This window comes from Bradyrhizobium sp. T-12 (assembly GCF_058314695.1).
In genome coordinates this window covers 3,330,372-3,350,337 of sequence record NZ_CM177756.1, presented here as the reverse complement: position 1 = coordinate 3,350,337, position 19,966 = coordinate 3,330,372, and the positions used below count along the sequence as shown (strand labels likewise).

The following is a 19,966-nucleotide window of genomic DNA, read 5'->3' as shown; positions in this document are numbered from 1 at the left end:
CTCTCACTGCATGCGGCGCGCGGTTTTGGCATTCAGGGCTTCGATCCTGTCCTGCCAGAATGCGCTTGCGGTGCCGAAAACGTTGTAGCCGACGTGGGTCGAGACCTTGATGCGGTCGAGGATCGACAGTTCGGTCACGGTCTCCATCCGGTTGCTGCGCGGATCGAACACGATCAGCTTCAGCGGGGTCTGTTCGAGGATGAAGCGCGACACGGAGTGATTGCGGTCGCTGCCGTGCTCCTCGCACATGATGACGCTGTCGGCCTGGAGCAGCCGTGCGCCGCCCTTGATCGCCTCGATCTCGACGCCCTCGACGTCGAGCTTGATCAGGTACTTGCCGCTGGCAGGAACCTTGCCGTCGTCGATGAGGTTGTCGAGCGAGATGACCGGCACCTCCTCGCCGCCCGCCGACGGATTGCCCGCGATGCTGAAGGCCTCGTGCTTTGTGCCCGACAGCCGCGCGGTGCCACGGACGGCGCCGATCGCGCATTTCATGGTGTCGAAGCGATTGCTGTTGACGCGCGCGTTGTTGACGAGCTTCGGGTAGTTCTGTCCCGACGGCTCGATCGCGATCGCCTTGTGCGAGCCGAACGGCTTGCTCGAGACCAGCACCGACCAGTAGCCGTAGTTCGCACCGCAATCGAGCAAGGTGTAGTCGACGTCGATGGAGTCGGCGAACAAGAGCTCGAGCTCGTCCTCGTAATTATACGAGCGATTGAGCAGCTTGCTCCAATAGCCGTCGCCATAGGGGAATTCGAACACGGCGTCGGGATTGAGCCTGATCGCGATGTTGCGCTCGGGCAGCGTCTTCCGCAACAGATTCGCGCAGGCGATGTAGCCCATATGCGAGAAGTGCGAGGAGATCTTCGATCCCGTCACCAGCGCCAAGGCAGCCGTCCGCTCCCACAGGTTGGCCCCTTCCAGGGCCCCCGAGGCGCGGTCAAACTGGATTGGCGCCTGCTGCCCCATCACCGATCGACCTCTCCGAACACGATGTCGAGCGAGCCGAGGATCGCCGAGACGTCGGCGAGCAAATGGCCGCGGCAGATGTGGTCCATGGCCTGCAGATGCGCAAAGCCCGGCGCGCGGATCTTGCACTTGTACGGCTTGTTGGTGCCGTCGGAGATCAGATAGACGCCGAACTCGCCCTTCGGCGCCTCGACCGCGGCGTAGACCTCGCCGGCCGGCACGTGGACGCCTTCAGTGTAGAGCTTGAAGTGGTGGATCAGCGCTTCCATCGAGCGCTTCATCTCGCCACGGCGCGGCGGCGCGACCTTGTTGTCTTCGACGACAACCGGTCCCTTGCCTTCAGGCGCGTTCAGCTTCTGGATGCACTGCTTCATGATGCGCACGGACTGGCGCATCTCTTCCATGCGGATCAGATAGCGGTCGTAGCAGTCGCCGTTCTTGCCGATCGGAATGTCGAAATCCATCTCGGCGTAGCACTCGTAGGGCTGCGACTTGCGCAAATCCCAGGCTGCGCCCGAGCCGCGCACCATCACGCCCGAGAAGCCCCACTCCCAGGCCTCCTTCAGCGGCACCACGCCGATGTCGACGTTGCGCTGCTTGAAGATGCGGTTGGCGGTGAGCAGCCGGTCGAGATCGTCCACGACTTTCAGGAACGGATCGCACCAGGCCTCGATGTCGTCGACCAGCTTCTGCGGCAGATCCTGATGCACGCCGCCGACGCGGAAGTAAGCCGCGTGCATACGGCTGCCCGAGGCGCGCTCGTAGAACACCATCAGCTTCTCGCGCTCTTCGAAGCCCCACAGCGGCGGGGTCAGCGCGCCGACGTCCATCGCCTGCGTGGTGACGTTGAGAAGATGAGACAGGATGCGGCCGATCTCGCAATAGAACACGCGGATCAGCTGGCCGCGGCGCGGCACCTCGATGCCGAGCAGCTTCTCGGCGGCGAGGCAGAAGGCGTGCTCCTGGTTCATAGGCGCGACGTAGTCGAGCCGGTCGAAATACGGGATCGCCTGCAGATAGGTCTTCTGCTCGATCAGCTTCTCGGTGCCGCGATGCAAGAGACCGATGTGCGGATCGACGCGCGCGACGACTTCGCCGTCAAGCTCCAGCACCAGGCGCAACACGCCGTGCGCCGCCGGATGCTGCGGTCCGAAATTGATGGTGAAATTGCGAAGCTGTTCGGGTTGCTCGTTCATGATCAGACCTTCGGCCCCGCTTTTTCATCCCCCGGGAGGACCGGATAGTCCGCGCCTTCCCATGGCGAGAGGAAATCGAACTTGCGGAATTCCTGGTTCAGACGCACGGGCTCGTACACCACCCGCTTCTCCTGGTCGTCGTAGCGGACCTCGACGAAACCGGTGGTCGGGAAATCCTTGCGCAGCGGATGACCCTCGAAGCCGTAATCGGTGAGGATGCGGCGCATGTCGGGATGGCCCACGAAGAACACGCCGTAGAGGTCGTAGGCCTCGCGCTCGAACCAGTCGGCGCCGGGGAAGATTTCGATCAGCGACGGCACCTGCGTGGTCTCGTCGGCCTGGGCCTTGAGGCGGATGCGCGCGTTCAGGGTCGGTGACAGGAAGTGATAGATCACGTCGAAGCGCTTTTCGCGCGACGGATAGTCGGCGGCCGTGATGTCGGTGAAGTTGACGAAGCGGCAGTTCGGATCGTCGCGGAGGTACTTGACCACCTCGACGATCTTGCTGGCCTCGACATCAACCGTCAGCTGGTTGAAGGCCACCGAATGACCGGTGGCGGCGCCCGGAAGCGCGCTAACGATCGTCTGCCCCAGGGCGTCGAGCTTGGCGTCGTCCATGACGTAAAACCTTAGCGTTCGATGGTGCCGGTGCGCCGGATCTTCTTCTGCAGCAGCAGCACGCCGTAGAGCAGCGCTTCCGCCGTGGGCGGGCAGCCCGGCACGTAAATGTCGATCGGAACGATGCGGTCGCAGCCGCGCACGACCGAGTAGGAATAGTGATAATAGCCGCCGCCATTGGCGCAGGAGCCCATCGAGATGACGTAGCGCGGCTCGGGCATCTGGTCGTAGACCTTGCGCAGCGCCGGCGCCATCTTGTTGGTCAGCGTACCCGCGACGATCATCACGTCGGACTGGCGCGGCGAGGCACGCGGCGCGAAACCGAAGCGCTCGACGTCGTAGCGCGGCATCGACACCTGCATCATCTCGACCGCGCAGCAGGCGAGACCGAAGGTCATCCACATCAGCGAGCCGGTGCGAGCCCAGGTGATGAGGTCGTCGGTCGCGGCTACGAAGAAGCCCTTGTCGGACAGCTCGGAGTTGACCTCGAGGAAGAACGGATCATTGGCCCCGACCGGCCTGCCGGTCGAGGGATCCAGGATGCCCTTGGCGGCCGGCGCGACGACCGGACCCGCGGACGATGCAGGGTTCAATCCCATTCGAGTGCTCCCTTCTTCCATTCATAGGCGAACCCGACCGTCAGCACGGCGAGAAACACCACCATGGACCAGAAGCCGGTCGCGCCAAGCTTGCCGAACGCCACCGCCCACGGAAACAGGAACGCCACCTCGAGGTCGAAGATGATGAAGAGGATGGCGACCAGGTAGAAGCGGACGTCGAACTTCATGCGCGCGTCGTCGAAGGCGTTGAAACCGCATTCATACGCCGACAGCTTTTCCGGATCCGGCTGCTGGAACGCCACGATGAAGGGCGCGATCAGCAGCACGAGGCCGATAAGGCCCGCGACACCTATGAAGACGACGAGTGGAAGATAGTTCTGCAGAATGCCGCTCATTGGCGAGCCCTTTTTCCCGCAGCCTCGGGACAGCCACGGATTCGTCCGATTTGGAATTATTCTGAGCCTTAGCGCAGTGCACCAATGGGCGCAAGACACGCTCTTTTCAGGCCCTTTGCCGCCCCCAGCACGGTGAAAATCCCGGAATCACCCCGCGCTGGTATGGAGCAGATCGGCAGGGCCAGCAAGGGCGGCCGCCGGTTTTCAAAGGACAGCGGTCCGGAGATTGCGGCGCACGGGCTGCGGCAGCGATTTGCCATGGATCGCCCGAGAAAAATGCCGGGTTTTCGGGTGCGGCGGCGCACCCAACCGGGATAAGGCCGACCTCAGGAACCCCGACTGTCACCCCGTCGACATAGTGGCTGGCCGTCTGCGGCAGCAACGACGCCCGAGAGCCGGTGATTGTCGCAGCCGTGAGCCAAGTCGGGTTGCAGCAAGTCACCTATCCACAGGCGCAAGTGATCAGACGAGCCATGCATCAGGGCAGGATCGGTCCTGCCTCCGGCGAGAACCACATCGTCTGCGTTATAGTGCAGTACGGCCGACCGCGAGCGCGGCGGCGACTTGCTGGGTCGTTGCACGCGCCGCGCTCGCATAAGCTTCCGGCCGGGGGGCATTGCCTGGAGCTCATCGATCTTTCCAACGGAAGATCCGCGGTCGTCCGGTCGGCAGGGCAGGAGGAGGACGCGATCAGGCAGGCACGAGACTGCCCTTCCCTGTCCTCACCCTCCCTTCACCATTTGTAGGAAACGCGGGCGGTGACCCGCCGGCGGTCGCCGTAGAAGCAGGACGTGGCCGACGCGCAGCTCGCGACGTAGATCTTGTCGGTCAGGTTGATGACGTTGAAGGCGGTACGCCAATTCTGCCATTCGTAGTGGAGCGCGAGGTCGCCGAGCATCACTGCAGGGACCTCGAGGGTGTTGGCCGTATCGGCCCACGACGAGCCGATGTAGCGGACGCCGCCGCCGAAGCCGAAGCCCTCGAGCGGCCCGTCCTTGAAGGTGTAGTCCGCCCAGCCGGAGACCAGCAGCTCGGGCGTGTTGGTCGGTGTCTTGCCGACCAGGGACGGATCGAGATCCCGGCTGTTGAACAGATGATAGGCCGTGAAGGCGCCGACCAGCTTCAGCTCCTTCGTGGGGTTCGCGACAGCCTCGAGCTCGATGCCCCGCGACGTGACCTCACCGGTCTGGTTCTGCAGGACAGGAACACTGCCCGGCAGCGTCGTCGCGACATTCTGACGGACCAGGTCGAAGGCCGAGACCGTGAAATAGCCGTCGAACCCCTTTGGTGCGACCTTCACACCGATCTCGGCCTGTTTGCCCGCCTCCGGCAGGAACAATTTGTTCTGCGCGTTGAGTCCGATGATCGGATTGTAGCTGGTCGAGTAGGAGACGTAGGGCGCAATGCCGTTGTCGAAATTGTAGATCAGTCCCGCGCGACCGCTGAACCTGCTGTCGTTGCGGCTGTCGACACTGGCGCCCGTGTCGCGGGCGTCCTGCGTCGTCTCGACCCAATCATTCCGCCCGCTCAGGACCAGCGTGAAATCGCCGAGCTTCATCTGGTCCTGGAGATAGGTGCCGGCCTGCTTCTGCGTAATCAGGAAGTTGCGGAACGGCGTGGTCGGCAGCGGCGTTTCGGCTCCGCCGTAGACGGGATTGAAGATGCTGATCGAGGGCACGCCGAACCCGAAGGCCTGGTAATCGTCGATCTGATAGCCCTTCAGATCGACACCGAAAAGCATGGTGTGCCTCACCGGGCCGGTGTTGAAGCGATATTCGAGCTGGTTGTCGAGATCGGCCTGATTGGCCGTGTTCTTCGCATACCAATTGTAGCGATTGAATGTGGCGGTCGCCTGATTGGCATCGTTGCCGACATAGCCGCGATAGGTCAGGTCGATATGCGCAAACCGCGCGTTCTGCCGGAACGTGAGGTCATCGGTGAGATGGCGCTCGAACTGGTAGCCGAGCATCTCCTGCTCGCGCGTGAACTTGTCGACGCTGGGATCGCCGCCGAAGAAGCTGGTCGGAATCCTGCCATAGGAGGCATTCGTCACCGTACCGACATAGGGCAGGAAGTTGATGCCGCGGGTGTCCTGCTTCGAAGCCGAGGCCAGCACCGTGAACGTTGTGTCGGCATCCGGCTTCCAGGTCACAGACGGTGCGATGAAGTAGTTGTTGTCGGGCGTGAAGTTGACCTGCGTCGCGCCGTTCTGCACTTGGCCGACGACGCGGTAGAACAGCTTGCCATCCTGGGGCTGCGTCGCGACCGGCCCACCGAAATCGAACCCGACATAGGCATTGCCGAAATTGTTGACGCCGGTCTCGACGTAGCGGATCGGCTCGGCCGGCGGCATCTTGCTGATGACGTTGACGATGCCGCTCGGGCTCGATCCGCCATAGAGCACTGCCGACGGACCGCGCAGCACCTCGACGCGCTCCATGTTGGACGGCTGGAGCTTCCAGCTCGCATAAGACGTGTAGAACAGCTGCATGCCGTCAAGGAACAGCCCGACATCGTCGGACTTGAAGCCACGGATCAGCCACCAGTCGTTGCGCGTATCCGCGCCAAAGGTCCCGGCCCGCACACCGGCGGTGTAGCGCAGCACCTCGTCGAGCTTGTTCGGCTTCTGGTCGCGGATCTGCTCCGCGCCGATGACCGACACCGATTGCGGTGTCTCGATGATCGGCGTGTTGGTCTTGGTGCCGGACGAGCTGCGGCCGGCGGCGTAGCCGTTCACCGGACCGCGCGGCGTCTCGACGAAGCCGACATCGCGCTGCGGCTGGGGCTTGTTCCTGTTGGTGGCCTGCACCGAGGAGCGCGGCACGCGGCGCTGGGGAGTTGCGGCCGCGCGGCGGCGGGCCTCCGGCGCGGTGACGGTCACCGCCGGCAGGCTCGTTGCGCCACTCTGCGCGGAAGATTGTGCAAGCGATGCCTGCGGCATCGAAACCAAAGCGGACGCGGCCGCCAACACGGCCGACCGCAGCATTCCCAGACTGTTCAACGCGCCACCCCAAACTGCATGTTCGATGCGTGATGCCGCCTGTCCCCGGACGGCATGCGCTTCGACGTGACGCTTATGGGAGCGCGCGAAAATCCCCTAATTGAAAAGGTCTTAGAAGGACTCTTAGAAGCGATCCAGGAAGTCCGGAGATGGCCGCGAAAATCAGCGCGCGCTCTTCTCGCTCTCGAGCATCTCGGCGGCGATCGCCGTGAGCTGGTCGACCTGCGCCAGCAGCGTGTTGAACTCGGCTTCGCTCAGTTGCTCGAGCAAGCGGCGGTTACGTTCCTGCGCGCCTTCGACGATCGCATCATGCGCGCCGAGACCCGCAGGGGTGAGCGAGATCAGCACCTCGCGGCTGTCTTTTGGATTTGCGGTCTTCGCGATCAGCTTGCGCGAGAGCAGATTGGCGAGCGCACGGCTGATCTGTCCCTTGTCCTGGCCGACGGCCTCGGCGAGCCGCGCCACGCTCATCGGCGGCCGGCGGCCGAGCGAGGCGACGAGACCGAACTCGACCGAGGACAATCCGGTGAGGCGCTTGTAGCGCAGGATCGCGCCGCGCTTGAGCAGATTGGCAAGCACCATCAGTCGCGACGACAGCATCACGGTGATCGGGGCCGACGGTTCGCTCTCGTCCAATGCGGGCGACGTCGCCCCGCCCCTGCCTTCGGTCTGACTCATGACCCACCTCTGCCAAGAAAGCCGAGACCTGCCAAGCGCCGGTCGGCTCATCAAATGCCTCTAAGAGGCATTTAGAAGATCGTTGACATTGTCATCGAATTATTTTTCACTCCAGGCAAGGCGCAAGAATGCGCACGGCCCCATGGGCCGGAGCGGGAGGACCAGCATGACCATCACTCAGCGGGATCGCGATCTCGGCACGGCCTATGCGATGAAGCCGGCGCACACCCGCACCGAGCTGACCTCGGTCGTGCGCGGCACGCCGATGGGCGAGCTGCTGCGCCGCTACTGGCACCCGGTCGGACTGATCAGCGATGCCACCGACACGCCGAAAAAGGTGCGCACGCTGGGCGAGGATCTGGTGCTGTTTCGCGACAAGCACGGGCGCGCCGGGCTCTTGCACGCCCGCTGCTGTCACCGCGGCACCACGCTCTATTACGGCAAGGTCGAGGAGGACGGCATCCGCTGCTGCTATCACGGCTGGAAATTCGATACCGAAGGCCATTGCCTGGAGCAGCCCTGCGAGCCCGATGGCGCTCCGTACAAGGACAAGGTGCGCCAGCCCTGGTATCCGGTCGAGGAGCGCTACGGCCTGATCTTCGCCTATATGGGACCGGCCGAGAAACGTCCCGTGCTGCCGGCTTACGAATGTCTCGAGCAGATGGACGATGGCGAGTTCGTCGAGGCCGACGATTCCTCGATCGGCGGCGGCGGCCCCGCCATCATCCCCTGCAACTGGCTGCAGCATTTCGAGAACGTGGTCGATCCCTATCATGTCCCGGTGCTGCACGGCTCGTTCTCGGGGCCGCAATTCACCAACATGATGGCCTCGATCCCGGAGGTGAAGTTCGACAAGACGCCGCGCGGCATCGCCGTGCGCTCGATCCGCAAGCAGGACGACGGCAAGGTGTTCTATCGCGTCACCGAAGCCGCGCTGCCGACCTTGCGCGTGGTGCCGAACCCGCGCGTCGCGCAGTTCGCCCGCGTCGAATCGATCGGCTGGGTGCTTCCGATCGATGACACCTCGTTCCGGATCTATGTCGCCGGCCGCGTCAAGAACTCCGGCGACATCAGCCGCATGCGCTCGAAGTTCAACGGCAAGTTCTGGTGGGACATGACCGAGCAAGAGCACCAGCAATTTCCGGGCGACTACGAGGCCCAAGTCGGCCAGGGCGAGGTCACCGTTCATTCGGAAGAGCATTTCGGCCAGAGCGACCGCGGCATCCTCATGATCCGGCGCATGCTGAGCGACCAGCTCGAAGCGATGGAAGCCGGCCGCGATCCGATCGGCGTCTCGTTCGATCAAAGCGCGCCGCCGGTCGCATTCGAAGCGGGGAACTACATCCGCGAAGGCTGAGCAACCGGCTCAAGACAAGAGCTGGATCGACAACGATAACAAAGACAAATTGGGGGACGCGATGGTCGATGTGACATCACAGATGTCGGTGCAAACGGCTGCTGCGGCCACGCCCTCGCCGCGGCGCTATTACGTGCTGGGCCTGCTCACCATCATCTATGCGCTGAACTTCCTCGACCGCACGATCTTCAACGTCCTGATCGAGCCGATCAAGAAGGAGTTCCAGCTCAGCGACACCATGATGGGCCTGCTCGCCGGCTTCGGCTTCGCGCTGTTCTATTCCCTGCTCGGCATTCCCATCGCGCGCGTCGCCGACCGGCTCAACCGGCGCAACATCGTGGCTGTCGCCTTTGCGTTCTGGAGCGCGATGACGGCGCTGTGCGGCGCGGCCACCAGCCTGACGTCGCTGGCGCTGGCGCGCATCGGCGTCGGCATCGGCGAGTCCGCCGGCTCCCCCGCCTCGCAGTCGATCGTCGCCGATCTCTTTGCCAAGAACGAGCGTCCGCGCGCGCTCGGCATCTACGCCATCGGCACCTATCTCGGCGTCTTCCTCGGCTATTTCGTCGGCGGCTACGTCAACCAGCACTATGGCTGGCGGATGGCGTTCTATGTCGCCGGCCTGCCCGGCATCCTGCTCGCATTGGTCCTGTGGCTGACGATCTCCGAGCCGAAGCGCGGGGCGATGCAGGAAAGCTTCGTGCCCGAGCCGCTGGGGCCGACGCTGCGCTTCCTCGCCTCGCAGCGCAGCTTCATCATCGTCTTGATCGGCTTCTGCCTGACCACCTACACGAACTATGCGACCGCGGCCTGGATCCCGCCATTCCTTGCACGCGTGCACCATCTGTCGAGCGCCGAGATCGGCACCTATGCCGGCACCTTCAAGGGGCTCGCCGGCATGGCCGGCACCCTGCTCGGCGGCTTCGTGGTCGCCCAAATCAGCCGGCGCGACGACCGCTGGAAGCTGTGGGCGCCCGCGGTCACCTCAGGCCTCGCCGGCCCGGTGTTCGCACTGTGCATGCTGACGCAGGACTTTGCGATGATGGTGGCCATGCTGGCGCTGACCTCGTTCCTGGTCGGCTTCCATCTCGGCCCGATCTTTGCGATCGCGCAGACCGTGGCCAAGCCGAGCATGCGGGCGCTCGCCTCCGCGCTGATCGCGCTCACCGCCACCTGCTTCGGCCAGGGCGTCGGCCCGCTCGCGGTCGGCATGGTCAACGATGCCTTGAAGGGCAGCTATGGCGCCGAGGCCGTGCGCTATTCCCTGCTCTCCGCGGCGGTCACGACCGCGCTCGGCGCCCTGCTCTTCATCTGGGCGGCGCGGTCGATCCGGGCCGATATCGAGAGGGCGGCGGCCTGAGATCTTATCCACCGCAAGCCTGGCGAACGCATTAATGAAACCATTTTGCGGAACCCGCGAAACCATCCGGAAACAGACGGTCTTTAAGACAGGAGCCATAGACGGCGGCAAAGCCCGTCGGGAGGCTCAGATGAACCACTCAATTCACTCTGCTGATCGTGCGACCCACCTGAAGATCGTGGTGGTGGCGCTGGTGGCCGGCATCATGGTGGCCGGCTTCGGGATCGCAGCCCGTACCAATGCCGATTACAGCCAGACCGCTCAGTCCACCCACGTGATCAAAGCCGGCAAGCCGGTGGTGGTGACGAGCGCCGGGACCTCGGAGATTCGCTGATACGCCCTCTTCCGGGCTGACCCATGGCCGCCTTCGGGCGGCCTTTTTCGTTTTCCAGAGCAATGCTTAAGCGGAGATGCACCGGCGAAGCGCAACGTCCTTGACTTCACCCAGCCCCGCCTTTAATTCCCCCCTCGTTCCGCGCGCATCGAGCGAACCACGCGGGAGTAGCTCAGTTGGTTAGAGCGCCGGCCTGTCACGCCGGAGGTCGCGGGTTCGAGCCCCGTCTCTCGCGCCATTTTGGCAATCCCTTCATAGTGTTACCTCAAACCTTTCGCTCCCTTTCGCGGCTTTGCCCGCAAAGGCCGGGAACCTCTGGCCATAGTCAGCCCGTGCCCGAATCGTCTACGCCTTCCAGGACTTAGAGGGATCCCCATACGTTTTCCGGTTTTTCCGGGGCTTCCCTGTCATTGAGGAGGCCAGTCATGGCTAAGAAGGATTTGGCTAAGAAGGATTTGGCTAAGAAGGATTCGGCGAAAAAGGCCGCCGCTCCCGCCACCATCACGCTCAAGCATCTCGCCGCCGATATCGCCGAGAGCCAGGACCTGTCGAAAAAGCACACCGAGGCGGTCTTGACCGACATGGTCGATTTGATCGCCAAGCACCTGAAGAAGGGCGACCGCGTCCGCATCGTCGGGCTCGGCATCCTCCAGGTCCGCAAGCGCGCCGCCCGCACCGGGCGCAATCCCGCCACCGGCGAGCCGATCCACATCAAGGCCAGCAAGAAGGTCACCTTCCGCCCCGTGAAGGAACTGAAAGAGGCGATCTGAGGCAACGTTTCGTTAGGCCTGATCTCATCTCGTTCCGGCCGCAACGCGGCCCGCTTTCTGGTATACCGCCTCTCTTCCCCTGACCCGGCGGTTTGACCAGAAATGTCCTCCCTCACCTTTTCGCATACCGTGACCGAGCGCTTCCTGCGCTACGTCACCATCGACACCCAGTCCGATCCGGCCTCCCCGCGCTCGCCCTCGACCGAGAAGCAGAAGGATCTCGGCCGCGTCCTCGCGGCCGAGCTCAAGGCCATGGGCGTCGCCGACGCGCATCTGGACGAATACGGCTACGTCTATGGAACGATCCCGGCGAACACCGACAAGAAGGTGCCGGTGATCTGCTTCTGCTCGCACATGGACACCTCGCCCGACGTGACCGGCAAGGACGTGAAGCCGCAAGTTCTGAAGAACTATCGCGGCGGCGACATCGCCCTGCCGGGCGACACCAGCCAGGTGATCCGCTTCACGGAACATCCGGCGCTGAAGAACCAGATCGGCAACGACATCATCACCACCGACGGCACGACGCTCTTGGGCGCCGACAACAAGGCCGGCGTCGCCGAGATCATGGATGCCGCGCAGTTCTTCATCAACAATCCCGACGTCAAGCACGGCACCATCAAGATCCTGTTCACGCCGGACGAGGAGATCGGCCGCGGCGTCGACAATGTCGACCTGAAGAAGCTGGGGGCCGATTTCGCCTACACCATGGACGGTGAAAGCGCCGGCTGCGTCGAGGACGAGACTTTCTCGGCCGACGGCGCCACCATCACCATATCAGGCGTCAGCGCTCATCCCGGCTATGCCAAGGGCAAGATGGAGCACGCGATCAAGATCGCGGCTGCCATCGTCGAGCGGCTGCCCAAGGAAGGCTGCTCGCCGGAGACCACTTCGGGCAAGCAGGGCTTTCTGCATCCGATCGGCATCGAGGGTGCGCTGGAGCAGGCGACGCTGTCCTTCATCGTCCGCGACTTCACCGAGGAAGGGCTGAAGGAGAAAGAGGACCTGCTCGAGACCATCGTCAAGGACGTGATGAAGGACTATCCGCGCTCGACCTACAAGCTCGAGGTCCGCGAGCAGTATCGCAACATGAAGCAGGTGATCGACCGTCACCCGCATGTGCTCGAATACGCCATCGAAGCGATCCGCCGCGCCGGCCTGCGCCCGATGCGCACCGCGATCCGCGGCGGCACCGACGGCTCGCGCCTGTCCTTCATGGGCCTGCCCTGCCCCAACATCTTTGCCGGGGAGCACGCCTTTCACTCCCGGCTGGAATGGGTCAGCCGGCAGGACATGGAAAAGGCGGTGCAGACCATCGTCCATCTGGCGATGATCTGGGAAGAGAAGGCCTGACGTGTCTTGCAGGCGCGCATATGGCCGGGCTTGCGCCCGGCCATATGTTTAGGATTTACGGCACCGGCATCGCGCGCGGATTGCGATGGAAGCGGTTCGAACTCGCCATCCAGTTCGGCAATGGCTCACCGTCGCGGTGTCGTCCGCCGGCCACCGCCGCAGCCCACGCCACCGCGGCGCCGATCAGGGTCGCGGCTGCGACCGAGAACGCCACGATGATCGAGTTGCGCCGCGCACGGTTGATGGCGGTCTTTGAATCCGCAATCAGCGCATCGACGCGCCGTTCGGCGTCGGGGGCCTGCAGCCCCGTCAGACCAGCAACCTGTTGCACCAGATAGGTCCGGTCATCGGTGCTGACGCCGCTGTGGCTGGACGACGTCATCAGAATGCGTCCGGCCTCAGCACGCGCTTCCCTCAGATCGATGTTCGGCGCGCGGCGAGGTGCGCGGAACAGCCTGTCCAGCTCATAGCTTAGCAGAGGCTCGGCTGTGGACGTATTGCTGGCTGAACTGCGCATCGGCGAACGGTCGATCGCGGCAGCGCCCAGCAGCGCGAGCAGAGCCGCGCCGGCCAGCACGGCCAAGGCCCAGGCGGTCAGCCCGTGCAGACCGTCCCGCCGCTCGCCGTCATCTTCGATCGTCGCCAGCGCGGGCGCCGGTCGCGTCGTCCGTCCGGCGATGTAGCCGCCGAAGCCGAAGCTGATGATCGCCTGGATGATCAGGTACAGCCCGGACAGCAGCGCCAGCGCCGCCGAGGCATCGCGCCAGGTCGGCGAGGCCGAGCTGACACCAAGGCCAACCGCGACGCCGAAGCCGATCAGGATGAACGACATTGCGCCAGCGGCGAGAGCGCCTGCGAACACCGAACTCCACTGGATGGCCCGGCGGCCATCGGCGGTCGTCACGCCGCCCTCCATCATGTCTTCCCGTACGAGCGTTTCCATTGTCGTCCTCTCAGCGCAGGCCGAAGAACGACAGCACCGCCATGATCACGACGATCAAGCCGATCAGGTAAATCAGTCCGTCCATAGTCCCATCCTCCTCAACAAGTTTCTGCTCGCTAATCAGAAGACAGGAGGAACGTTCCTAAATTCGGCATCCGTTACGGAACGAACCGGCCGGATGCGCGTTGATTGTTCGAGTCCGAAGGATGAGATTGTGAGCACAAGGCCTCAGCCGGTCAGTTGCTGGCTGGGGCCTTTCCGCGTTTGCGATGGGGCAATCTCTCCCCTCGCCCGTCCTATGAAGCCATCAAATGGCTGGAGCGGGCGATGGAGAGCAGTCGCGCCACCTTAACCGTAAGGCCGACCATGGCAGACACGTTGCCGAACCGATCCGCACTGCCATCATTGAAACCACTGCCTCGCACCGACGCATTATCGCCCGCCAGTGAGTGATCGCGCCGGCCGCGCTGCTGCGGCAATTGTTCCCCGGACGTAACAATGTTGCGGGTCGACACTGTTCCTGCCGCCATGCTAGGCCGAACATCGACCGCAACCAGAGTGACGTCGTGCCTGCGAACCGCCAGCTTTCCGGAACATGCCGTCCGCGCAATTGGCGCGGGCTGCTGTCTGTGCTGATCGCGGTCATCTATCTGCTCGCGGGCGCGCTGCACGGATCGCACGATATCGACGTCACCACGCCCGGCGGTGGCTCGGAGATCGCCGCCGTCCTCGACGGCACCACGGGCCATGGCGATCACAAGGCCATCGGCGGGCATCATTGCCATGGCTGCTTCTCGCTGACGGTCACGCAGCCGGCGCCATCGGCCGTGTCGGTCGCGCCGGTGCCGGCAACGCACCCGCAACATGCCTCCCGGCTCGCCGGAATCATCACCGATACCGACTCTCCCCCTCCCAAGCATATTGCCTGAACGGATTGGTCGGGCGTTCCGCGCCCATTAGGTTCATCCTTCACAGGTCGGTTTCATGTTTCGCAGGGGAATGGCCGCGCGCCTGGCGTGCGCGGCGGCGTGTCTGATTGCAGGATCGGCGCTTGCACCGTCGTACGCCCAGACTTTGACGATGCGAAGCGCGCTGTCGCGCGCGCTGGCCGCGAGCCCGCGCCTGACGGCGGCCGAGCGCGACGTCGGCATCGCCACGGGCCAGCGCATCCAGGCCGGCGCGCTGCTCAATCCGGAACTGACCTACGAGCAGGACGATTCATTCGGCTCCGGCAAATATCGCGGGACCCGATCGGCCGAGACCACCCTCCAGATCAGCCAGGCCTTCGAGCTGTTCGGCAAGCGCGACGCGCGGATCGCGGCCGGAGCGGCCGGTGTCGAAGTCGCCGCGATCCAGCGCAAGGCCGTCAGGCTGGAGGTGCTGTCGGAGACCGCGATCGCCTTCCTCAGTGTGCTCGGCGCGCAGCGCCGCATCCAGATCCTCGATGAGCAGATCACCGCCATCGACCGCCTGACGCCGCTCTTGCGCCGCCGCGTCGAGGCCGGCGCCTCCTCCCCGGCCGAGACCGGCCGCGCCGAGGTCGCCTCCGCCCTGGTGAAGGCCGACCGCGAACGCTTCAAGGCGACCCTGGCGAGCGCCCGGCGCGAGCTGGCCGTGCTGATGGGCAATCCGTCCGCGAAATTCGGCGAGGTCTCCGGCCGGCTCGACACCATGGGCAAGCCGCCGACGTTCCAGTCCGTCGTCGCCGCCATCGACGCCAATCCGCAGCTGGTGCGCTGGACCGCGGTCTTTGCCCAGCGCAATGCCGAGCTGCTGCTGGCGCGGCTCAAGCCCTATCCGGACGTGCGGATCGCGGCCGGCTGGCGCCATTTCAACGAGACCAATGACGACGCGGCGCGCCTCACCGTCTCGGTGCCGATCCCCGTGTTCGACCAGAACCAGGGCAATATCCTCTCGGCGCAGGAAAGCCTCGCCAAGACCAAAGCCGAGCGCGATGCCAACCGCAACACGCTGATTGTGATTGCCGGCCGCGCCTACGACTCGCTGCAGGGATCGCTGTGCGAGCTCGCGGTGCTGCGTGAGACCGCGATCCCCAAGGCCGTCGAGGCGTCCGAGGCCATCTCGCAAGGCTACGGCCAGGGCCGCTTCACTCTGCTCGAGGTGCTCGATGCCCAGGCCAGCGTCACCCAGGCGCGGTTGCGCGAGCAGGAGGCCCTCCAGAATTTCCATGCCGGCGTTGCGACCATCGAAGGCCTCGTCGGCAATCCCTTCACGCTGGCGCGGGAGAGCGCACGATGAAGAATTCCTCCACCATTCTCGTAGCCATCATTGCCGCCGCGCTCGGCGCTTACGGCACCTCCCTGCTGGCGCCGGACAAGCCTGCGCACAGCGAGCATTCCGAACCGAAGAAACCGAACGACCATGTCGAGCAGGACGAGCACGGCGCCGACCGCATCCGCATCTCCGACGTCAAGCTGGCAGCCGCGGGCGTGGTGCTGGCGGAGGCTGCGAGCGCCACGCTGACCGACACGCTCGCCTTCAACGGCATTCTGCGCGCCAACCAGGAGGCCGTGGTGCAGGTGACGCCGCGCTTTCCCGGCCTTGCCAAATCGATCCAGAAGCGCATCGGCGACAAGGTCGCCAAGGACGATCTGTTGGCCGCGATCGAGAGCAACCAGAGCCTCACGGTCTACGAGCTGAAGGCGCCTATTGCCGGCACCATCATCGAGCGGCAGATCTCGCTCGGCGAATACGCCTCCGAACAGAAGCCGGCCTTCGTCGTCGCCGATCTCTCCACCATCTGGGTCGATCTGTCGATCTATCGGCAGGATCTCAGGCGCGTGCGCCTCAACGACGAGGTGCTGATCGATCCCGACGACGGCCGCGGCGAGATCAAGGGCACCATCTCCTACATGGCGCCGATCGGCTCGAGCGAGACCCAGACCGCATTGGCGCGTGTGGTGCTGCAAAATCCGGACGGGCGGCTGCGGCCCGGCCTGTTCGTCACCGCGCGGTTGATCCTCGCCGCCCGCAACGTCGCGGTCGCCGTGCGCCGAAGCGCGATCCAGACGCTGGAGAACCGGACCATCGTGTTCGTCCGCGAGGACGGCGACAAGATCGAGGCGCGCCCGGTGGAGCTTGGCGATTCCGATCCGCGTCATGTCGAGATCAAGGCAGGTCTTTCCGCCGGCGAGCATTACGTCGCCGAGAACAGCTTTGTCGTGAAGGCGGAGATGGGTAAGGGCGAGGCCGAGCATGATTGAGCGCCTCATCGCCGTCTCGCTTGCCCAGCGCTGGCTAGTCCTCCTGCTCGCGCTTGGCGCCATTGCCTTCGGAGCCTGGAACTTCCAGCGCCTGCCGATCGATGCGGTGCCTGACATCACCAACATCCAGGTCCAGATCAACACCCGCGCGCCCGGCTATTCGCCGCTGGAGACCGAGCAGCGCATCACCTTCCCGGTCGAAACCGCGATGGGCGGCCTGCCGAAACTCGACTACAGCCGCTCGCTGTCCCGCTACGGCCTCAGCCAGGTAACGGTCGTCTTCAAGGACGGCACCGACATCTTTTTCGCCCGCCAGCTGGTCGGCGAACGCATCCAGCAGGTGAAGGACCAACTCCCTGCCGGCGTCGAGGTCGCGATGGGCCCGGTCTCGACCGGGCTCGGCGAGATCTTCATGTACACCGTCGAGGCCAAGGCGGGCGCGAAGACGCAGAGCGGCCACGACTATTCGCTGACCGATCTGCGCACCGTGCAGGACTGGATCATCAAGCCGCAGCTTCGCAACGTGCCCGGCGTGATCGAGATCAACACCATCGGCGGCTTCGAGCGGCAATTCCACGTGCTCCCCGATCCCGGCAAGCTGATGGCCTACCGCCTCGGCTTCCGCGACGTGATGACGGCGCTCGCCGCCAACAACGCCAATGTCGGCGCCGGCTATATCGAGCGCAACGGCGAGCAATATCTCGTCCGCTCGCCGGGCCAGGTCGGCAATCTCAGTGAAATCCGGGACGTCGTGATCGGCTCGCGCGGCGGCAATCCCGTCAGGATCAGGGACGTCGCTGTAGTCACCGAGGGTCGCGATTTGCGCACGGGCGCTGCGACATACGATGGCGAGGAGACCGTGCTCGGAACCGCCATGCTGCTGATCGGCGAAAACAGCCGCACCGTGGCGCGCCGCGTCGCGGCCCGGCTCGAGGACATCGCCAAATCGCTGCCCGAAGGCGTCGTGACGCGGACCGTCTACGACCGCACGGACCTCGTCGAAGCCACCATCCGTACCGTCAAGAACAACCTGCTGGAAGGCGCGGCCCTGGTGGTGGCCGTGCTGTTCCTGATCCTCGGCAACATCCGCGCGGCGCTGGTGGTGGCCTGCGTCATTCCGCTGTCCATGGCGATGACCATCACCGGCATGGTCGAGACAAAAGTCAGCGCGAACCTGATGAGCCTGGGCGCGATCGATTTCGGCATCATCGTCGACGGCGCGGTGATCATCGTCGAGAATTGCCTGCGCATGCTGGCGGCGGCGCAACGCGAGAAAGGCGGCCTGCTCACGACAAACGAGCGGCTGCGCGCGATCCTGCGCGGCGCGCGCGAGGTGATCAAGCCGAGCCTGTTCGGCACGCTGATCATCGCGGTGGTCTATCTGCCCGTGCTGACGCTGACCGGCGTCGAGGGCAAGATGTTCACGCCGATGGCGCTGACCGTGCTGATGGCGCTCGGCGCTGCCGTGCTGTTCTCCATTACCTTCGTGCCGGCCGCCGTCGCCATCTTCGTCACCGGCAAAGTGTCCGAGCACGAAAACCTGTTCATGCGGATGGCGAAGCGCGCCTATCTGCCGCTGCTCCGTTTTGCCATCGACAACCGGGGCGCGGTGGCCATCATGGCGGTCCTCATCGTGATCGCAAGCGGCGTTGCCGCCGCACGGATGGGCGGCGAATTCATTCCGAGCCTGGACGAAGGCGACGTCGCCCTGGCCTCGATCCGGATTCCCGGCACCAGCCTCACGCAATCGCTCGATCTGCAGAAGGCGCTGGAAAAGCGCATCATGCAGGTCCCGGAGGTCAAGGAGTTCTTCACCCGCATCGGCACCGCCGAGATCGCGACCGACCCGATGTCGCCGGCGCAGACCGACGGCTACATCATGCTGAAGCCGCGCAGCGAATGGCCCGATCCGCACAAGCCGAAATCGGAGGTGATCGAGGCCATCGACAAGGCCGCCGACGACATTCCCGGCAGCGCCTACGAACTCTCCCAGCCGATCCAGTTTCGCGTCAACGAGCTGATCTCGGGCGTGCGCAGCGATGTCGGCGTCAAGGTCTTCGGCGATGACCTCGACATCCTGCAAGGCGCCGCCAAGCAGGTCGAGGCCGCGATCCGCGGCATCCGCGGCGCCAGCGACGTCAAGATCGAGCAGGTCGCGGGGCTGCCGATCCTCACCGTCCGCCTCGACCGTCAGGCGCTCGCCCGCTACGGCCTCAGTGTCGCCGAGGTGCAAGGCATCGTCGAGATCGCCGTCGGCGGCAAGTCGGCCGGAAAGCTGTTCGAGGGCGACCGCCGCTTCGATATCGTGGTGCGCCTGCCGGAGCACCTGCGCGGCAATCTCGAGGCTATCAGGGCGATTCCGATCCCGCTGCCGCCCCGCGAGGACGCCGCCACTGGCACGCCGATCCGGACGGCCCTGCCCGCCTCGCCCCTCGCCCAGATGCGTTATGTGCCGCTGTCGTCGGTTGCCACCGTCGATGCGACGCCCGGTCCCAACCAGATCAGCCGCGAGAACGGCAAGCGGCGCATCGTCGTCTCCGCCAATGTCCGCGCGCGCGACCTCGGCTCCTTCGTGGCCGAGGCCGAGGCCGCGGTGGCCGAGAAGGTCAAGCTGCCGCCGGGCTATTGGATCGGTTGGGGCGGCCAGTTCGAGCAGCTGGTCTCGGCGACCAAGCGGCTGACCATCGTGGTGCCGGTGGCACTGCTGCTGGTGTTCCTGCTGCTGTTCATGGGCATGGGATCGACGGCGGATGCGGCGCTGGTGTTCTCCGGCGTGCCGCTGGCGCTGACCGGCGGCGTCGCGGCGCTGCTGCTGCGCGGCATTCCGCTCTCCATCAGCGCAGGCGTCGGCTTCATCGCGCTGTCGGGCGTCGCCGTGCTCAACGGCCTCGTCATCATCGCCTTCATCGAGCGGCTGCGCAGCGAGGGGCGCCCCCTCGTGGAGGCCGTGCGCGAGGGCGCGCTGACGCGGCTGCGCCCAGTGCTGATGACGGCGCTGGTCGCCTCGCTCGGCTTCGTGCCGATGGCGCTTGCCACCGGCGCGGGCGCCGAGGTGCAGCGGCCGCTGGCGACCGTGGTGATCGGCGGAATCATCTCCTCGACGGTGCTGACATTGCTGGTGCTGCCGGCGCTCTACGTGCTGTTCCGTCGTGACGGGACGAGCGAAACGCCTACAATGGCGCCTGATTTGGCGACTTCCGGGGAGCGCTAGA

18 protein-coding genes and 1 tRNA gene are annotated in these 19,966 nt (G+C 64.8%); 10 read left to right on the top strand and 9 right to left on the bottom strand.

All coding sequences use genetic code 11. The features are described 5' to 3' along the window. Positions 1 to 3: 3 nt before the first annotated feature. From AC0WRY_RS15725 to AC0WRY_RS15695, 7 genes are all read right to left on the bottom strand, one after another. Positions 4 to 969: an FkbM family methyltransferase gene (locus AC0WRY_RS15725; protein ID WP_491123472.1), complete on the bottom strand. Its 966-nt coding sequence runs from the start codon at positions 967 to 969 to the stop codon at positions 4 to 6. After that, positions 969 to 2,165 (bottom strand): NADH-quinone oxidoreductase subunit D, encoded by a 1,197-nt coding sequence (locus AC0WRY_RS15720; protein ID WP_491123344.1) that lies wholly within the window; start codon positions 2,163 to 2,165, stop codon positions 969 to 971. The genes AC0WRY_RS15725 and AC0WRY_RS15720 overlap by 1 nt, the downstream gene beginning before the upstream one ends. Before the next feature lie 2 nt (positions 2,166 to 2,167). Further along, positions 2,168 to 2,782 carry an NADH-quinone oxidoreductase subunit C gene (locus AC0WRY_RS15715; protein ID WP_194407842.1) on the bottom strand — a complete coding sequence of 205 codons (615 nt, stop codon included), beginning with the start codon at positions 2,780 to 2,782 and terminating at the stop codon, positions 2,168 to 2,170. 11 nt (positions 2,783 to 2,793) lie between these two features. Then, positions 2,794 to 3,381, bottom strand: coding sequence for a NuoB/complex I 20 kDa subunit family protein (locus tag AC0WRY_RS15710; RefSeq protein WP_194407841.1), 588 nt, complete (start codon positions 3,379 to 3,381; stop codon positions 2,794 to 2,796). After that, on the bottom strand, positions 3,372 to 3,737 hold the full coding sequence (locus AC0WRY_RS15705; RefSeq protein ID WP_008136158.1) for an NADH-quinone oxidoreductase subunit A: 366 nt from the start codon (positions 3,735 to 3,737) through the stop codon (positions 3,372 to 3,374). The genes AC0WRY_RS15710 and AC0WRY_RS15705 overlap by 10 nt, the downstream gene beginning before the upstream one ends. A gap of 733 nt (positions 3,738 to 4,470) precedes the next feature. Beyond that, positions 4,471 to 6,723: a TonB-dependent siderophore receptor gene (locus AC0WRY_RS15700; protein WP_491123343.1), complete on the bottom strand. Its 2,253-nt coding sequence runs from the start codon at positions 6,721 to 6,723 to the stop codon at positions 4,471 to 4,473. Between the two features lie 177 nt (positions 6,724 to 6,900). Beyond that, positions 6,901 to 7,416 carry a MarR family winged helix-turn-helix transcriptional regulator gene (locus tag AC0WRY_RS15695; protein WP_491123342.1) on the bottom strand — a complete coding sequence of 172 codons (516 nt, stop codon included), beginning with the start codon at positions 7,414 to 7,416 and terminating at the stop codon, positions 6,901 to 6,903. A 166-nt stretch (positions 7,417 to 7,582) separates the two neighbouring features. Here AC0WRY_RS15695 and AC0WRY_RS15690 point away from each other — a divergent pair, with 166 nt between their 5' ends. The 6 genes from AC0WRY_RS15690 (at position 7,583) to pepT (ending at position 12,587) form a co-directional block, all read left to right on the top strand. Further along, positions 7,583 to 8,773 carry a Rieske 2Fe-2S domain-containing protein gene (locus tag AC0WRY_RS15690; RefSeq protein ID WP_491123341.1) on the top strand — a complete coding sequence of 397 codons (1,191 nt, stop codon included), beginning with the start codon at positions 7,583 to 7,585 and terminating at the stop codon, positions 8,771 to 8,773. 61 nt (positions 8,774 to 8,834) lie between these two features. After that, a complete protein-coding gene (locus AC0WRY_RS15685) occupies positions 8,835 to 10,130 on the top strand; it encodes a spinster family MFS transporter (protein WP_491123340.1) in 1,296 nt (431 codons plus the stop codon). A gap of 130 nt (positions 10,131 to 10,260) precedes the next feature. Then, entirely contained in the window at positions 10,261 to 10,464 is a 204-nt protein-coding gene (locus AC0WRY_RS15680) for a hypothetical protein (RefSeq protein ID WP_063194782.1), read from the top strand. A 161-nt stretch (positions 10,465 to 10,625) separates the two neighbouring features. Further along, positions 10,626 to 10,702 (top strand) — tRNA-Asp (locus AC0WRY_RS15675). A gap of 187 nt (positions 10,703 to 10,889) precedes the next feature. After that, entirely contained in the window at positions 10,890 to 11,234 is a 345-nt protein-coding gene (locus AC0WRY_RS15670; RefSeq protein WP_491123339.1) for an HU family DNA-binding protein, read from the top strand. A gap of 102 nt (positions 11,235 to 11,336) precedes the next feature. Then, complete coding sequence (gene pepT, locus AC0WRY_RS15665) at positions 11,337 to 12,587, top strand: peptidase T (RefSeq protein WP_491123338.1); 1,251 nt, start codon at positions 11,337 to 11,339, stop codon at positions 12,585 to 12,587. A gap of 55 nt (positions 12,588 to 12,642) precedes the next feature. On the opposite strand, the gene AC0WRY_RS15660 is transcribed toward pepT, so the two are convergent. Next, on the bottom strand, positions 12,643 to 13,530 hold the full coding sequence (locus tag AC0WRY_RS15660; protein WP_491123337.1) for a hypothetical protein: 888 nt from the start codon (positions 13,528 to 13,530) through the stop codon (positions 12,643 to 12,645). A 296-nt stretch (positions 13,531 to 13,826) separates the two neighbouring features. Continuing rightward, positions 13,827 to 14,045 (bottom strand): hypothetical protein, encoded by a 219-nt coding sequence (locus AC0WRY_RS15655; RefSeq protein WP_491123336.1) that lies wholly within the window; start codon positions 14,043 to 14,045, stop codon positions 13,827 to 13,829. Positions 14,046 to 14,096: 51 nt separating this feature from the next. Here AC0WRY_RS15655 and AC0WRY_RS15650 point away from each other — a divergent pair, with 51 nt between their 5' ends. Genes AC0WRY_RS15650 through AC0WRY_RS15635 form a run of 4 tightly spaced genes read left to right on the top strand, consistent with a single transcriptional unit; the run spans position 14,097 to position 19,965 of the window. Then, complete coding sequence (locus AC0WRY_RS15650) at positions 14,097 to 14,459, top strand: hypothetical protein (RefSeq protein ID WP_212069026.1); 363 nt, start codon at positions 14,097 to 14,099, stop codon at positions 14,457 to 14,459. A gap of 55 nt (positions 14,460 to 14,514) precedes the next feature. Beyond that, the gene (gene ihpA / locus AC0WRY_RS15645; RefSeq protein WP_491123335.1) at positions 14,515 to 15,789 is read left to right on the top strand and encodes a divalent metal ion exporter subunit IhpA; all 1,275 of its coding nucleotides are present in this window, start codon (positions 14,515 to 14,517) and stop codon (positions 15,787 to 15,789) included. Continuing rightward, entirely contained in the window at positions 15,786 to 16,754 is a 969-nt protein-coding gene (gene ihpB / locus AC0WRY_RS15640; RefSeq protein WP_491123334.1) for a divalent metal ion exporter adaptor subunit IhpB, read from the top strand. The genes ihpA and ihpB overlap by 4 nt, the downstream gene beginning before the upstream one ends. Beyond that, on the top strand, positions 16,747 to 19,965 hold the full coding sequence (locus tag AC0WRY_RS15635) for an efflux RND transporter permease subunit (RefSeq protein ID WP_491123333.1): 3,219 nt from the start codon (positions 16,747 to 16,749) through the stop codon (positions 19,963 to 19,965). The genes ihpB and AC0WRY_RS15635 overlap by 8 nt, the downstream gene beginning before the upstream one ends. Position 19,966: the final 1 nt, after the last annotated feature.

What these genes read in the sequence shown, in the direction of transcription:
- AC0WRY_RS15725 (WP_491123472.1), bottom strand. Translation starts at nt 969, where the DNA reads ATGGGGCAGCAGGCGCCAATCCAGTTTGACCGCGCCTCGGGGGCCCTG.
- AC0WRY_RS15700 (WP_491123343.1), bottom strand. Translation starts at nt 6,723, where the DNA reads ATGCTGCGGTCGGCCGTGTTGGCGGCCGCGTCCGCTTTGGTTTCGATG.
- AC0WRY_RS15710 (WP_194407841.1), bottom strand. Translation starts at nt 3,381, where the DNA reads ATGGGATTGAACCCTGCATCGTCCGCGGGTCCGGTCGTCGCGCCGGCC.
- pepT (WP_491123338.1), top strand. Translation starts at nt 11,337, where the DNA reads ATGTCCTCCCTCACCTTTTCGCATACCGTGACCGAGCGCTTCCTGCGC.
- AC0WRY_RS15680 (WP_063194782.1), top strand. Translation starts at nt 10,261, where the DNA reads ATGAACCACTCAATTCACTCTGCTGATCGTGCGACCCACCTGAAGATC.
- AC0WRY_RS15720 (WP_491123344.1), bottom strand. Translation starts at nt 2,165, where the DNA reads ATGAACGAGCAACCCGAACAGCTTCGCAATTTCACCATCAATTTCGGA.
- AC0WRY_RS15670 (WP_491123339.1), top strand. Translation starts at nt 10,890, where the DNA reads ATGGCTAAGAAGGATTTGGCTAAGAAGGATTTGGCTAAGAAGGATTCG.
- AC0WRY_RS15635 (WP_491123333.1), top strand. Translation starts at nt 16,747, where the DNA reads ATGATTGAGCGCCTCATCGCCGTCTCGCTTGCCCAGCGCTGGCTAGTC.
- AC0WRY_RS15695 (WP_491123342.1), bottom strand. Translation starts at nt 7,416, where the DNA reads ATGAGTCAGACCGAAGGCAGGGGCGGGGCGACGTCGCCCGCATTGGAC.
- ihpA (WP_491123335.1), top strand. Translation starts at nt 14,515, where the DNA reads ATGTTTCGCAGGGGAATGGCCGCGCGCCTGGCGTGCGCGGCGGCGTGT.
- AC0WRY_RS15715 (WP_194407842.1), bottom strand. Translation starts at nt 2,782, where the DNA reads ATGGACGACGCCAAGCTCGACGCCCTGGGGCAGACGATCGTTAGCGCG.
- ihpB (WP_491123334.1), top strand. Translation starts at nt 15,786, where the DNA reads ATGAAGAATTCCTCCACCATTCTCGTAGCCATCATTGCCGCCGCGCTC.
- AC0WRY_RS15690 (WP_491123341.1), top strand. Translation starts at nt 7,583, where the DNA reads ATGACCATCACTCAGCGGGATCGCGATCTCGGCACGGCCTATGCGATG.
- AC0WRY_RS15685 (WP_491123340.1), top strand. Translation starts at nt 8,835, where the DNA reads ATGGTCGATGTGACATCACAGATGTCGGTGCAAACGGCTGCTGCGGCC.
- AC0WRY_RS15660 (WP_491123337.1), bottom strand. Translation starts at nt 13,530, where the DNA reads ATGGAAACGCTCGTACGGGAAGACATGATGGAGGGCGGCGTGACGACC.
- AC0WRY_RS15705 (WP_008136158.1), bottom strand. Translation starts at nt 3,737, where the DNA reads ATGAGCGGCATTCTGCAGAACTATCTTCCACTCGTCGTCTTCATAGGT.